Source organism: Streptomyces sp. NPDC041135 (assembly GCF_055592085.1).
The window spans coordinates 172,802-185,680 of the sequence record NZ_JBVIYZ010000004.1 but is presented as its reverse complement, the minus strand read 5'-3'; the positions used below and the strand labels follow the sequence as shown (position 1 = coordinate 185,680).

General features: G+C 74.2%; 11 protein-coding genes. 3 read left to right on the top strand and 8 right to left on the bottom strand.

Annotated features, from left to right (window positions below; genetic code table 11):
* Nucleotides 1-99 precede the first annotated feature (99 nt).
* From ACZ6CZ_RS11945 to ACZ6CZ_RS11930, 4 genes are all read right to left on the bottom strand, one after another.
* Entirely contained in the window at nucleotides 100-1,089 is a 990-nt protein-coding gene (locus ACZ6CZ_RS11945; RefSeq protein ID WP_469018315.1) for a malate dehydrogenase, read from the bottom strand.
* 428 nt (nucleotides 1,090-1,517) lie between these two features.
* The gene (locus ACZ6CZ_RS11940; RefSeq protein WP_469018312.1) at nucleotides 1,518-2,846 is read right to left on the bottom strand and encodes a helix-turn-helix domain-containing protein; all 1,329 of its coding nucleotides are present in this window, start codon (nucleotides 2,844-2,846) and stop codon (nucleotides 1,518-1,520) included.
* A 401-nt stretch (nucleotides 2,847-3,247) separates the two neighbouring features.
* A complete protein-coding gene (locus ACZ6CZ_RS11935) occupies nucleotides 3,248-3,721 on the bottom strand; it encodes a DUF3017 domain-containing protein (protein ID WP_469018309.1) in 474 nt (157 codons plus the stop codon).
* Nucleotides 3,711-4,565, bottom strand: a complete 855-nt coding sequence (locus ACZ6CZ_RS11930) for a bifunctional methylenetetrahydrofolate dehydrogenase/methenyltetrahydrofolate cyclohydrolase (protein WP_469018306.1) — start codon at nucleotides 4,563-4,565, stop codon at nucleotides 3,711-3,713. The genes ACZ6CZ_RS11935 and ACZ6CZ_RS11930 overlap by 11 nt, the downstream gene beginning before the upstream one ends.
* 294 nt (nucleotides 4,566-4,859) lie before the next feature.
* On the opposite strand from ACZ6CZ_RS11930, the gene ACZ6CZ_RS11925 reads away from it, so the two are divergent.
* Entirely contained in the window at nucleotides 4,860-5,420 is a 561-nt protein-coding gene (locus tag ACZ6CZ_RS11925) for an RDD family protein (RefSeq protein ID WP_469018304.1), read from the top strand.
* 83 nt (nucleotides 5,421-5,503) lie between these two features.
* On the opposite strand, the gene purH is transcribed toward ACZ6CZ_RS11925, so the two are convergent.
* Nucleotides 5,504-7,075, bottom strand: a complete 1,572-nt coding sequence (gene purH / locus ACZ6CZ_RS11920) for a bifunctional phosphoribosylaminoimidazolecarboxamide formyltransferase/IMP cyclohydrolase (RefSeq protein ID WP_469018301.1) — start codon at nucleotides 7,073-7,075, stop codon at nucleotides 5,504-5,506.
* Complete coding sequence (gene purN / locus ACZ6CZ_RS11915) at nucleotides 7,072-7,710, bottom strand: phosphoribosylglycinamide formyltransferase (RefSeq protein WP_469018297.1); 639 nt, start codon at nucleotides 7,708-7,710, stop codon at nucleotides 7,072-7,074. The genes purH and purN overlap by 4 nt, the downstream gene beginning before the upstream one ends.
* Nucleotides 7,711-7,993: 283 nt before the next feature.
* Here purN and ACZ6CZ_RS11910 point away from each other — a divergent pair, with 283 nt between their 5' ends.
* Nucleotides 7,994-8,845, top strand: a complete 852-nt coding sequence (locus ACZ6CZ_RS11910) for a hypothetical protein (RefSeq protein ID WP_469018295.1) — start codon at nucleotides 7,994-7,996, stop codon at nucleotides 8,843-8,845.
* A gap of 37 nt (nucleotides 8,846-8,882) precedes the next feature.
* Here ACZ6CZ_RS11910 and ACZ6CZ_RS11905 read toward each other — a convergent pair whose 3' ends face one another.
* On the bottom strand, nucleotides 8,883-10,745 hold the full coding sequence (locus tag ACZ6CZ_RS11905; protein WP_469018292.1) for a cell division protein PerM: 1,863 nt from the start codon (nucleotides 10,743-10,745) through the stop codon (nucleotides 8,883-8,885).
* 96 nt (nucleotides 10,746-10,841) lie between these two features.
* On the opposite strand from ACZ6CZ_RS11905, the gene ACZ6CZ_RS11900 reads away from it, so the two are divergent.
* The gene (locus ACZ6CZ_RS11900) at nucleotides 10,842-11,825 is read left to right on the top strand and encodes an RNA polymerase sigma factor (protein WP_469018289.1); all 984 of its coding nucleotides are present in this window, start codon (nucleotides 10,842-10,844) and stop codon (nucleotides 11,823-11,825) included.
* A 162-nt stretch (nucleotides 11,826-11,987) separates the two neighbouring features.
* On the opposite strand, the gene sucD is transcribed toward ACZ6CZ_RS11900, so the two are convergent.
* Complete coding sequence (gene sucD / locus ACZ6CZ_RS11895) at nucleotides 11,988-12,872, bottom strand: succinate--CoA ligase subunit alpha (protein WP_469018286.1); 885 nt, start codon at nucleotides 12,870-12,872, stop codon at nucleotides 11,988-11,990.
* Nucleotides 12,873-12,879: the final 7 nt, after the last annotated feature.

Genomic DNA, 12,879 nt, shown 5'->3' with positions numbered 1-12,879 from the left:
ACGGGCGCGGGCCCCCTTCCGGCGGAGAACCGGAAGGGGGCCCGAGGCCGTGGTACGGCTACCCGGGTCGCTGGTCGCGGATCCCGGGGCGACGGTCGCTCAGAGGAGGCCGAGACCGCGGACCGCCTCGCGCTCCTCCGCCAGCTCCTGGACGGAGGCGTCGATGCGGGCGCGGGAGAACTCGTTGATGTCCAGGCCCTGGACGATCTCGTACGAGCCGTCCTTGGTGGTGACCGGGAAGGAGGAGATCAGGCCCTCCGGGACGCCGTAGGAGCCGTCCGACGGGATGCCCATGGAGGTCCAGTCGCCCTCGGCGGTGCCGTTGACCCACGTGTACACGTGGTCGATGGCGGCGTTGGCGGCGGAGGCGGCGGAGGACGCGCCACGGGCCTCGATGATCGCGGCGCCGCGCTTGGCGACGGTCGGGATGAAGTCCTCGGCCAGCCACTTCTCGTCGCTGACGACCTCGGCGGCGTTCTTGCCGGCGACCGTGGCGTGGAAGATGTCGGGGTACTGGGTGGCGGAGTGGTTGCCCCAGATGGTCAGCCGCTTGATGTCGGCGACCGTCGAGCCCGTCTTCTTCGCGAGCTGGGTCAGCGCGCGGTTGTGGTCCAGGCGGGTCATCGCGGTGAATCGCTCGGCCGGTACGTCCGGGGCGGCGGCCTGGGCGATCAGGGCGTTGGTGTTGGCCGGGTTGCCGACGACGAGGACCTTGATGTCGTCCGCGGCGTGGTCGTTGATGGCCTTGCCCTGCGGCTTGAAGATGCCGCCGTTGGCCTCCAGGAGGTCACCGCGCTCCATGCCCTTGGTGCGCGGGCGGGCGCCCACGAGGAGGGCGACGTTGGCGCCGTCGAACGCGACGTTCGGGTCGTCCGTGATGTCGATGCCCTGGAGCAGCGGGAACGCGCAGTCGTCCAGCTCCATGGCGGTGCCCTCGGCGGCCTTGAGCGCCGGGGTGATCTCCAGCAGGCGCAGCTTGACCGGCACGTCCGCGCCGAGCAGCTGGCCGGAGGCGATGCGGAAGAGCAGGGCGTAACCGATCTGGCCGGCCGCGCCGGTGACGGTGACGTTCACGGGAGTGCGGGTCATGGCGTTCTCCGTATGACAGCTGGCGGTGGGGCGTCCCTGCCCCTGGTGGGACGTACAAATGATCGATCTCTTGGTATCAAGAGAGATCCAGCGGTCAGGCTATCGCGCCCGCGGGACGCCCGACGTCCGGGTGCGTGTGGCCCAGCCCACAAGTCACCGTCACCCGCGCGGAAGACGCCGCCGTGCGCGGCGCGTCCCGCATACGGAGGGCGGCCGCCGGTCCCGGGGGGGGTGGGACACGGCGGCCGCCTGGCGGGGTTCCGGTTCCGGACTCCCGTGGGGGGGGGTACCTTGCGACTGCCCGGAATCCGCACGGGTATGCACGTCTCCGTCGCGCCCGACGCGTGCGCCTCGTCCGCCCCGTCCGGCGCATCCGCCGCTGCCTGGTCCCTCCCTGACCGGGGTCGCTTTCGGCCAGGGGGCGGTGGTCAGTTCGTGCAGCCGGTCTGCCCGGAGGCCAGCGTCGCGCAGGCCCTGGCCTCCGCCGCGCTCCTCACCGCCACCATCGGGGTGTACGCGATCGGGTCGCCGACGGCCGTGATGTCGCCGGTCTGCCTGACCTTGCCGACGCTCACCTCGACGCTGTCGCCCTGCGCCGCCCCGGTGATCCGCCCCCAGGCGGCGGCGCAGGTCCTGCTGTAGCGGACCTCCAGGGTGACCGCGCCGACCGTGGCCGTCCGGGCCGTGGTGACCAGGTCGCCGTCGCTGCACCCCGTGCTCTCGGCGTCCTTGCCGGTGCAGGACGCGCCGCTGCACTTCACACCGGCGGGCAGCTTGGGCTTGCTGCTCGGCGACGGGGAGGGCGACTTGGCGGCGTTCCCGTCGCCCTTGCCGCCCCCGGTCAGGACGAAGACCGCCGCGATCACGACGAGCACCCCGCCGACGCCCGCGAGAAGCATCGTCCGGCGCCGCTTGCCCGCGGAACCCGGTCCGGAGGGGCGGGCGGGAGCGGCCTGGCCGGGCCTGCCGCGCTTACCAGACTTGCCAGGCACACTGCCCGGGCCGGTCGGGCCGACGGGACCACCAGGGCCACCGGCGACAGGGGTGACAGCAGTGACGCCGGGGCCACCGGCGGGGCGTGCGCCCGCGGGCGGGCGGCCGTACGGGGCCGGGGCGCCCGGGGGCCGGCCGGAGCCGTCCACCGGGGGCCGGACCCCGGTGGGCGCCGGGCCGCGGTACCCGGCCACCTTCCAGGAGTTGCCCCCCGTGCCCGGGGCGGTGCCGGTGGCGCGTCCGGTCTCCTCGCGCGCGCCGGTGCCCGGTACGGCCGGCCGGGCCGGGGCCGACGGCGGGACGGCGCCGGGAGCGGCAGCGGAAGCGGCGGCCGCGCTGTCGTCAGGGCGAGCCGCCCGGCCACCGCCCGGACCGGCCTGGGGACCGGCTTTCGGGCCCGCCTGCGGATCGGTCTCCAGGCCGCCGAACTCGCCCAGCGCGGCCCGCGCCTGGGAGATCCGGAGGGCCTCGATGGTCATGTCGTGCCGCGTCTCCGAACGGCTCCACGCGCGCTCGGCCAGCTCCCACATCGTCGTCAGATGGACCGGGTGGGTACCGGTGACCTCGGCAAGCGCGATGATCGCGCCCTTGGGGGCGAGCAGCCTGCCGTTGAGATAGCTCTCCCACGACCCCTTGCTGTAGCCCGTGCGGTCGGCCAGCGCCGCGATGTCCAGGCCGCTGCGGTCCACGAGCCGCCGCAGCTGGCCGGCGAACTCCTTGATCTGCGGATCGAGTTCGTCCGGCAAGGCTTTCCAACGAGGCATCGCTGTCCCCCTACTCCCCCCCGGTCGTGCTGTCTTCTCCGTCGCGCCCCCGCGCGCGGCCCTGCGCCGGTCCCCGTTCCGGGCACCAGCGAAGATGCGTTCCCCAAGGATCGCAGTTCCCGGCGGCCCGCCGGACCGCCCCCGGTCCACCGGGCCGACCCGGCCGGGCACGTCACCCCGGCCGCGGAGGGATGCGAGGACGGTGGCGGAACGGTCACTTCCGTGCCACAGCGCACCGCCAGGCGTTGAACAGGCGGTGCGGGGCGCGGGAACGTGGGTGCGGCGGCGGCCCGTCCTTGCTCGGGGGAGGGGGCGGGCCGTCGTCGCGGACCGGCGGAACGGGCCTGGAGGTCCGGGGCCGAGGGGCCAGGAGCCGGGGGCCAAGGGCCGGGGGGCCGGGGTCAGTTGTTCATGGTGAAGTGCAGGGTGTCCTTCAGGAACGGGATCTCCAGCCACGGCTTCGGCTGGGCCATCATCGCCAGCAGGACTATCACCAGGCCGAGCACGCCGTAGGTCACGATGTCCGTGAAGCGGGAGCGCACCGCCAGCATGCCGACGCCGGGCAGGGCGAAGCGCAGGGCCGCGCCGGCCAGCAGCGCGGCACCGATCAGCAGCGTGCCGACCCGGACCACGTCGAGCGAGATCAGCAGCAGGCCCAGCGCGACCGAGCAGAGCACGACCAGCAGCGGCCACTGCCGGGCGGGCGCCGGGGCGTCCCCGGACGCCGCCCGGCCGCCGCCCTCGGGACGCGCGGTGTCCCGCGTGAACAACGGGAAGCGGCGGGTGGCGCGCCGGGGCCGCCCGTCGGCGTCAGGGGCGCTGATCGGGTCGCGGACGGTCGGTTCCGCGGCGCCGCGGGGGTCCTCAGCCGGCACTGCGCTCCGCCGCCTCGACCACGTTGACGAGCAGCTGCGCGCGGGTCATCGGGCCCACGCCGCCGGGGTTGGGGGAGATCCAGGCGGCCACCTCGGCGACGCCGGGGTGGACATCGCCGACGATCTTGCCGTCGGCGTTGCGGGAGACGCCGACGTCCAGCACGGCCGCGCCCGGCTTGACGTCCTCGGGGCGGACGAGGTGGCCGGAACCGGCCGCCGCGATGATGATGTCGGCCCGCTTGAGGTGGGCGGACAGGTCACGGGTGCCGGTGTGGCACTGGGTCACGGTGGCGTTCTCACTGCGGCGGGTCAGCAGCAGCGGCATCGGGCGGCCGATGGTCACACCGCGGCCGACGACCACGACCTCGGCGCCCTTGATCTCCACGCCGTGGGCGCGCAGCAGGGTGAGGATGCCGTTGGGCGTGCAGGGCAGCGGGGCGGGCTCGTTGAGGACCAGACGGCCGAGGTTCATCGGGTGCAGGCCGTCGGCGTCCTTGGCCGGGTCCATCAGCTCCAGGATGCGGTTCTCGTCGATGCCCTTGGGCAGCGGCAGCTGGACGATGTAACCGGTGCAGGCGGGGTCGTCGTTCAGCTCGCGGACGACGGCCTCGATCTCCTCCTGGGTCGCGGTGGCGGGCAGTTCGCGCTGGATGGAGGCGATGCCGACCTGGGCGCAGTCGCGGTGCTTGCCGGCGACGTACTTCTGGCTGCCGGGGTCGTCCCCGACCAGGACCGTGCCGAGGCCGGGCGTGACGCCCTTCTCCTTCAGCGCCGCCACCCGGGCGGTCAGGTCGGACTTGATCGCGGCTGCGGTGGCCTTGCCATCGAGAATCTGGGCGGTCATGGCCCCATCCTCGCGGATGACGGGCCCCCGGTTCCACTCCGGGTGGCCCCAGACCGCCCCCGGGATCCGCCCCACGGCTCACCTAGGGGTCGGTGCTCGCGTCCGCGATGTCCGCGCATGATCCATGATGTTGCACTTGCACAACACCTGAGGAATCCGGCTGGACAAGACCTTGTGTCTCCACAACGATGAGCGGCGCAGTACCGCGGTCCGGTGGGGGGCAAACCGCTCAAAGATGACGATCCTCCGTGCCTTCCGCGTCGTCCCCGCATTGTCCAACGGAGGAAATCCGCCATGAGTTTCGGCTCCCCCAACCCCTACGGCCAGCAGGACCCGCAGCAGCAGCCGGGTTACGGCTACCCGCAGGGTCAGCAGGCCCCGCAGGGCGTCCCGCAGCAGGGCTACGGCTACCCGCAGCAGCCCGGCGGCTACCCGGGTTACCCGCAGCAGGCGGGCTACGGCGCCCAGCCGCCGTACGCGAACTGGGGTCAGCGGTTCCTCGGCACGCTGGTCGACGGCCTGGTGTTCCTGGTCCCCTACCTCCTGATCATCTTCGGCAAGAACACCCCGGTGCTCACGGTGATCGGCGCCATAGCCCTGCTGGGCCTGGCGATCTGGCAGCTGATCCAGGAGGGCCGCACCGGCCAGACGGTCGGCAAGAAGGCGCTGGGCATCCGCCTGGTGAAGGAGGCCACCGGCCAGCCGCTCGGCGTCGGCATGGCGTTCGTCCGCCGTATCGCCCACGCGCTGGACAGCCTCGCCTGCTACCTCGGCTGGCTGTGGCCGGCGTGGGACGCCAAGAAGCAGACGTTCGCCGACAAGGTGTGCGGCTCGATCGTCATCCGCTCCCAGTGAGCCACTGACACGCGTCGGACGACCGACAGGCCGAGGGCCGTGTCCCCCCGCTCAGGGGGACACGGCCCTCCGCGTTGCCGGACTCAGTGGAAGAAGTGCCGCGTGCCGGTGAAGTACATCGTCACGCCCGCCTTCTTCGCGGCCTCCACGACGAGTTCGTCGCGGACCGAGCCGCCCGGCTGGACGATCGCCCGGACACCGGCGCCGATGAGGAACTCCGGGCCGTCGGGGAACGGGAAGAACGCGTCGGAGGCGGCGAAGGAGCCGCGCGCCCGCTCCTCGCCCGCCCGCTCGACGGCGAGCTTGCAGGAGTCGACGCGGTTGACCTGGCCCATGCCGACGCCGACCGAGGCGCCGTCCTTGGCGAGCAGGATCGCATTGGACTTCACCGCCCGGCAGGCCCGCCAGGCGAAGGCGAGCTGCGCCAGCTCGTCGGCGGACAGCGCCTCGCCGCTGGCGAGCGTCCAGTTGGCCGGGTCGTCGCCGTCGGCCTGCAGCCGGTCGGTGCGCTGGAGCAGCACTCCACCGTCGACGGCCTTGACCTCGACGGGGTTGGCCGGCCCGTCCGGGGCGCGCAGCACCCGGATGTTCTTCTTCTTGGTGAGGGCCTCCAGGGCGCCCTCCTCGTAGCCGGGCGCGACGATGACCTCGGTGAAGATCTCCGCGACCTGCTCCGCCATCTCCTTGCTCACCGGCCGGTTGACGGCGATGACCCCGCCGAACGCGGACAGCGGGTCGCAGGCGTGCGCCTTGCGGTGCGCCTCGGCGACGTCCGCGCCGATCGCGATGCCGCACGGGTTGGCGTGCTTGATGATCGCGACGCAGGGCTCGTCGTGGTCGTACGCGGCACGGCGGGCGGCGTCCGTGTCCGTGTAGTTGTTGTACGACATCTCCTTGCCGTGCAGCTGCTCCGCCTCGGCGAGGCCGACGCCGCTGCCGTCGACGTAGAGGGCGGCGGGCTGGTGCGGGTTCTCGCCGTAGCGCAGGGTGTGCGCGCGCTCCCAGGTGGCGCCCAGGAAGTCGGGGAAGTCGGAGTCGTCGACCGGCGCGTAGGACGACGCGAACCAGGACGCCACGGCGACGTCGTAGGCGGCCGTGTGCCGGAAGGCCTCGGCGGCCAGCCGCTTGCGGGTGCCCAGGTCGAACCCGCCGCCGCGGACGGCGCCCAGCACGTCGGCGTACCGCTCGGGGCTGGTGACCACGGCGACCGAGGGGTGGTTCTTGGCGGCGGCGCGGACCATGGAGGGCCCGCCGATGTCGATCTGCTCCACGCACTCGTCGTCCGAGGCGCCGGAGGCGACGGTCTCCCGGAACGGGTAGAGGTTGACCACGACCAGGTCGAACGGCTCCACGCCCAGCTCGGCCAGCTGCTCGCGGTGGCTGTCGAGCCGCAGGTCGGCGAGGATGCCCGCGTGCACCCGGGGGTGCAGGGTCTTGACCCGGCCGTCCAGGCACTCGGGGAAGCCGGTCAGCTCCTCGACCTTGGTGACGGGGACGCCGGCGGCGGCGATGCGGGAGGCGGTGGACCCGGTCGAGACGAGTTCGACACCGGCCTCGTGCAGCCCGCGGGCCAGGTCCTCGAGCCCGGTCTTGTCGTAGACGCTGACGAGCGCGCGGTGGATGGGCCGCTTGGTGCTCTCGGCGGTGGCGGTCACTGGATAACTACCTTTCGTCCCTCAATGCGATGGCCGTGGCGGGCGAGCCGCCCCACGACCTCGACGAGCAGCCTTCGCTCGACGTCCTTGATGCGCTCGTGCAGCGCGCTCTCGTCGTCCTCGTCCCGGACCTCCACCACGCCCTGCGCGATGATCGGCCCGGTGTCGACGCCGTCGTCGACGAAGTGGACGGTGCAGCCGGTGACCTTGGCGCCGTACGCGAGCGCGTCCCGAACGCCGTGGGCCCCCGGAAAACTGGGCAGCAGGGCAGGGTGGGTGTTGACGAACCGCCCGCCGAACCGCGCGAGGAACTCCTTGCCGACGATCCTCATGAACCCCGCGGAGACCACGAGGTCGGGGTCGTGGGCGGCCACGGCCGCGGTGAGCGCGGCGTCCCACTCCTCGCGGGTGCCGTGGTCGCGCACCCGGCACACGAACGTCTCCAGTCCGGCCCGCTCGGCGCGGGCGAGCCCCTCGATGCCGTCGCGGTCGGCCCCGACGGCGACGACCCGGGCGCCGTACTCCTCGGCTCCGGTGCGCTCGATCTCGTCGAGGAGCGCCTGAAGGTTGGTGCCGGAACCGGAGACCAGCACGACGAGGCGCTTGACCGCTGGGCCAGCGGGGGTGGCGGCCACGGTGGGGCCCTTTCTCGGGGAAGCGGTTGGTCCGGCCGGCGTTTTGTACAGTCCTACGAATGCGTCGCGCCCCCTGATACGGGGAAGTCTACGAAGCGGCCGACCGTCAGCAACGATACCGGCACACCGGACGGCCCCCACGGGACGGGGGCGGGGCCGGAAGGTAGCGTCTGGGTGGAGCCGGCCGGGGAACGGGCGGGAACGCGGTCGACGCGTGGCGCGTTCCCCCAGTGACAGCTCACGTCGGACAGCCGTATCGATCTAGGGGAAGACGCTCACTTTGATGCCGGACCGCAGCCCGCGACTCCTCCCGTTCCCCCCGCACCCGGCCCGGGCGCAGGCGGGGGCCGCCGTGCTGCTGCGGGAGCGGCCGGCCTCCCCGCCCGAGGCGCCTTCGGGCGGCCCGGGCGGCGGCGGACAGGGCGGCAGCGGCTCCGCACACGACGGTTCCGGTTCCGGGCAGGGCGGCTCCGGTTCCGGGCAGGGCGGCTCCGGACAGGACGACAATCCGTTCGCGCCGCCGCCGGAGGGCTCGCCGGACCGGCCGTGGCAGCCGAGGCGCCCCGCTCACGGCGCCGGGGACCAGCACGGCTCCGGCTGGGGCAGCCAGTGGAGCGACCGCCAGCCCGGCCGCTCCCCCGGCGGCTTCGGCGAACGCCCCGGCTCCGGCCCCGAGGGGCCCGGGCAGGGACCTGGCCAGGGTTCCGGGCAGGGCCCCGGCCCCGGCGTGCGCTGGGACCCGACCGACCCCACGCAGCGCCGGGCGCGGTACGCGCTGCTGTGCGGCATGTGGGCCTTCTTCTTCGTCCTGTTCGGCTGGCCGTACGTGGCCCTGCTGCTGGGCGCGCTGGCCGTGTACTGGGGCATCAGCGGTCTGCGCGCCAAGCCCCGCTCCGCCGACCCCGACTCCCCCGCCCCGGCCCCCAGCAGCCGCCCGCAGACCTCGGCGGCCATCAGCGGCCTGGTCACCGGGGGTGTGGCGCTGGCCCTGGTCGCCGCCACCTTCACCGCCCAGCTGGTCTACCGCGACTACTACACCTGCGTCGGCGACGCCCTGACCAGCGAGGCCAAGCAGTCCTGCGACCAGCTCCTGCCGCACGAACTGCGCGGCATGCTGGGCACCGGCGACAACTGAGCCGGCCTAGGTGTATCAACCCTGCGGGTCAATACACCTAGGCGGGGGGCTCCGGCGCGTCCGCGCGGTCGGCGGGGTGAGGCGATTCCGGGTCCGGTTCGGGGTCTGACTCGGGTTCGGGGTCCGGCTCGGGTCGCGACTCCGCCGTCGGTGCTGCCGCCGCGTCCGGGACCGGGGCGGAATCCAGGTCCGGCTCCCGCTCCGGGCCCAGGTTCGGTTCCTCGGAGACGACCGGCTTCGACGGGGTGAACGGCTCCGGGGAGTCCTCGGGCTCGCGGGAGCCGGGCGCGCCAGGGGAGGACGACGACGCCTTCAGGGCCGCCCACCGGGAGGCCCGGATCATGTCGTCGTGCCACTGCGCGGCGGGGTCCTCGGCGGGCAGGACGCCGTACGCCTCCTCCGCGTCCCGGTCGCACCCCGTGCCCCGGGCGGCCCCCGGCGCCGGGCCGGTGACCACGGCCGCAGGCCGCACCGCCGCCTCCGCCGCCGCGACGGCCGCCGCACCGGCCAGGCCCGCCCTGCCCCCCGTCGTCGTACCGCCCGCCGTGCCCGCCGCCGGCGCCGTCCGCCCACGGGACCGCCAGGCCCGCAGCACCATCGCCACCGGCGTGCCGACCACCGCGAGCCAGACTCCCGCCGCGCCGCCCGCCTGCCACCACACCGGTCCGAACCGGGCCAGCGCGGCCACGCCCAGCGGCCCGCCCGCCAGCTCGGCGAGCAGCGCGAACCCGGCCGCGCACACCCCGGCCGCCAGTACCGTCACCCCGGCCGTCCAGCCGGCCGACCGGTGCACCGCGACCGCCCGCTGCCCGGACTCCCCCGGCTCGCCCCGCCGTACCGCCGCCCGGGCCACGAACCAGGCGACCGTGATGCCCGCGGCGACCGGTACCAGCGCGGCCGGCCAGGCCGGCGAGGTCGCGGGGCCCGGGTCCGGCACCGCGGCCAGCAGCGGGAACGGTGGCAGCAGCGGGGCCGGATCGGAGGCGAACGGGTCCACCGTGTGCCCGGCGCCGAGGGTGAACCCGGGGCCGAGGGCGTAGGACGCCGCCCACACCACCGCGTTCGGGATCAGCGCGACGCCCAGCAGCAGCACCGCGAACCGGCCCGACCAGCCCTCCGTCAGCTGGACGAAGGAGGCCCGCGCCGCCGTGCCGTGCCACACCAGCGAGGTCCCCAGCAGCAGCGCGCCGCCGCCGGTGAGGACCAGCGTCCCGGCGCCCGCGGCCCGTACGGCCGCCGCCGTACGGGCCCATCCGCCGGAGCCGGGCACCGGCCGGCGCGGGAAGCCCGGCAGCAGCGCCAGCGCGCTCCGCAGGGGCTCGTGCGGACGGCCGTACGCCGCCCACACCCCGGCACCGGCCGCGGCCGTCGCGACGAGCGGCAGACGCAGCGCCACCCCGTCCCAGTCGGGCCGCAGGTCACCGCCGGAGCAGTACAGGGCGGCGGCCGCGCCGACGGCCAGATAGCCGAGGACGACACCCGACCAGGCGGTGCGCGCGCCCACCGGAGGAGGGCCGTCGGCGTCGGTGTCGGCGGGCGCGTCGGTCGCGTCCCGGGCCGCCCGGTACAGCAGCAGCACCGGCAGCGCGAGCAGCAGCAGCGGGGACAGCCCGACGGGCAGGGGGGCGCCGGTGAGCGTGTCGGTGCGGGTCAGTTCGACGCCGTGGCCCAGCAGCCACAGGGCGGCCGCGATGTGCAGGGCGCCACCGGGACCGCTGTCGGGATACGGGGAGCTGATCCACAGGGCCAGCACCAGCACGGCGAGGCAGCCGAGGCCGAGTCCGGCCGCGACCGCACCGGCCAGCAGGCTCCCGGACAGGCCGGGCGAACGGTCGCGCATCCGCAGGAGCAGCAGCGACAGCGACGGTCGGCGAGCGGTCAACAGAGTCACGCCCGCCATGCTCCCAACGACACGCGCTTTCCCGTCGTAACAGGCGAACCTCCGTAGTGTCGCCCAATATACGTTTATGTACTTTTTCGTACGAAGGGGGGACCTGTGACACAGACCCCCGCCAACCCGCCGCCACCGCCCAAGGGCCGCCGAAGCCCCTGCCCGTCCCGGTCGCTGACGCAGGGTCAGGCTCAGGCTCAGGCCGCCGTACGAGCCGGAACCGGCCGCGCGAAGGAGGACCCGGACCGGGCGAGCCCCGAGCACCGTGCCCCGGAGCCGGAGGGGACCGCGCCGCTGACGCCCGCTCAGGCCTTCGACGCGCTCTACGCCTTCTGCGCACCCGCGCTCGTCCGGCAGGCGTATCTGCTCACCGGGCGCCGGGAGACCGCCCGGCAGGCGGTCGAGCGGGCGTTCCAACAGGCCTGGCAGCGCTGGCCCGAGGTGGCCCGGGACCGGGACCCGGCCGGGTGGGTGCGGGCGCTGGCGTACGAGTGCGCCCTCTCCCCCTGGCAGCACTTCCGGCTGCGCCACCGCGACCCCGACCCACCGCCCGCCGACCCCGCCGACCGCGCGCTGCTGCACGCCCTGCTCCAGCTGCCGCCGTCGTACCGCCGCACCCTGCTGCTGTACGACGGCGTCGGCCTCGACCTGCCGGAGACGGCGGCGGAGACGGAGGCGAGCACCCCGGCCGCCGCGAGCCGGCTGACCCGCGCCCGGGAGGCCGTGGCCGCGCACGTCCCCGAGCTGGCCGACCCCGCCGCGCTGCACCGGCGGCTGACCGAGCTGGCCTCGACGGAGCGGCTGAGCGCCGCCAAGCCGCGCACGGTCCGGGTCTGCGGTGAGCGGCGCAGCGTGTTCTGGACGCGGGCCGCCATCGCGCTGACCGCCGCGATCGTCGGCACGACGACGCTGACCCTGCGCACCGCCCCGACGCACTACGACCCCCCGCTCGCCCCGCCGCAGGCCGTGCAGGGCGTCCCGCCGAGAGCGGCCCTCGGCCCGCTCTCGCAGCGGGAACTGGCCCTGCGGGCGAAACTGCGCCGGGAGTCGGCCGGCGGACCGGAAAGGGTGATGCCCCAGCCCCGCTGACCCGCACGGCACCACGGACCCTCGTCGCGCGCGCGGGCGCGCGAGTGGGCGTGCGCGCAGGCGCGTGCTCAGGCGCGTGCGTGGGCCGGGAAACGCCGCGGGCCCGCCCCCGGAGCGGGGACGGGCCCGTCGGCGTCAGCCGACGCCGGGCGTGACCGGCGGTCAGCCGGCGAGGATCTCGCGGGCCAGCTTGGCCGTCTCGGTCGGCGTCTTGCCGACCTTGACGCCGGCGGCCTCGAGGGCCTCCTTCTTGGCCTGCGCGGTGCCGGAGGAACCGGAGACGATGGCGCCGGCGTGGCCCATGGTCTTGCCCTCGGGCGCGGTGAAGCCCGCGACGTAGCCGACGACCGGCTTCGTCACGTTCTTGGCGATGAAGTCCGCGGCCCGCTCCTCGGCGTCGCCGCCGATCTCGCCGATCATGACGATCAGGTCGGTCTCGGGGTCGGCCTCGAACGCGGCGAGCGCGTCGATGTGCGTGGTGCCGATGATCGGGTCACCACCGATGCCGACGGCCGTCGAGAAGCCGATGTCCCGCAGCTCGTACATCATCTGGTACGTCAGCGTGCCGGACTTCGAGACCAGGCCGATGCGGCCCGGCTTGGTGATGTCACCCGGGATGATGCCGACGTTCGACTGGCCCGGGGTGATGATGCCGGGGCAGTTCGGGCCGATGATCCGGGTCTTGTTGCCCTTCTTGCCGGCGTACGCCCAGAAGGACGCCGAGTCGTGCACGGCGATGCCCTCGGTGATCACGACGGCCAGCGGGATCTCGGCGTCGATGGCCTCGACGACCGCGTCCTTGGTGAACTTCTCCGGCACGAAGATGACGGAGACGTTGGCGCCGGTCTTCTCGACGGCCTCCTTCACGGTGCCGAAGACCGGTACCTCGGTGCCGTCGAAGTCCACGGCCTGACCCGCCTTGCGCGGGTTCACGCCGCCCACGACGGTGGTGCCGTCACCGAGCATGAGCTTGGTGTGCTTCATGCCCGTGGCGCCCGTCATGCCCTGGACGATGACCTTGCTGTCCTTGTTGAGCCAGATAGCCATGGTGTGT

Bases quoted from the DNA above. Each gene is read 5' to 3' on its own strand.
- ACZ6CZ_RS11945 (WP_469018315.1), bottom strand. From the start codon at position 1,089: ATGACCCGCACTCCCGTGAACGTCACCGTCACCGGCGCGGCCGGCCAG.
- ACZ6CZ_RS11940 (WP_469018312.1), bottom strand. From the start codon at position 2,846: ATGCCTCGTTGGAAAGCCTTGCCGGACGAACTCGATCCGCAGATCAAG.
- ACZ6CZ_RS11930 (WP_469018306.1), bottom strand. From the start codon at position 4,565: ATGACCGCCCAGATTCTCGATGGCAAGGCCACCGCAGCCGCGATCAAG.
- ACZ6CZ_RS11925 (WP_469018304.1), top strand. From the start codon at position 4,860: ATGAGTTTCGGCTCCCCCAACCCCTACGGCCAGCAGGACCCGCAGCAG.
- ACZ6CZ_RS11910 (WP_469018295.1), top strand. From the start codon at position 7,994: ATGCCGGACCGCAGCCCGCGACTCCTCCCGTTCCCCCCGCACCCGGCC.
- ACZ6CZ_RS11905 (WP_469018292.1), bottom strand. From the start codon at position 10,745: ATGGCGGGCGTGACTCTGTTGACCGCTCGCCGACCGTCGCTGTCGCTG.
- sucD (WP_469018286.1), bottom strand. From the start codon at position 12,872: ATGGCTATCTGGCTCAACAAGGACAGCAAGGTCATCGTCCAGGGCATG.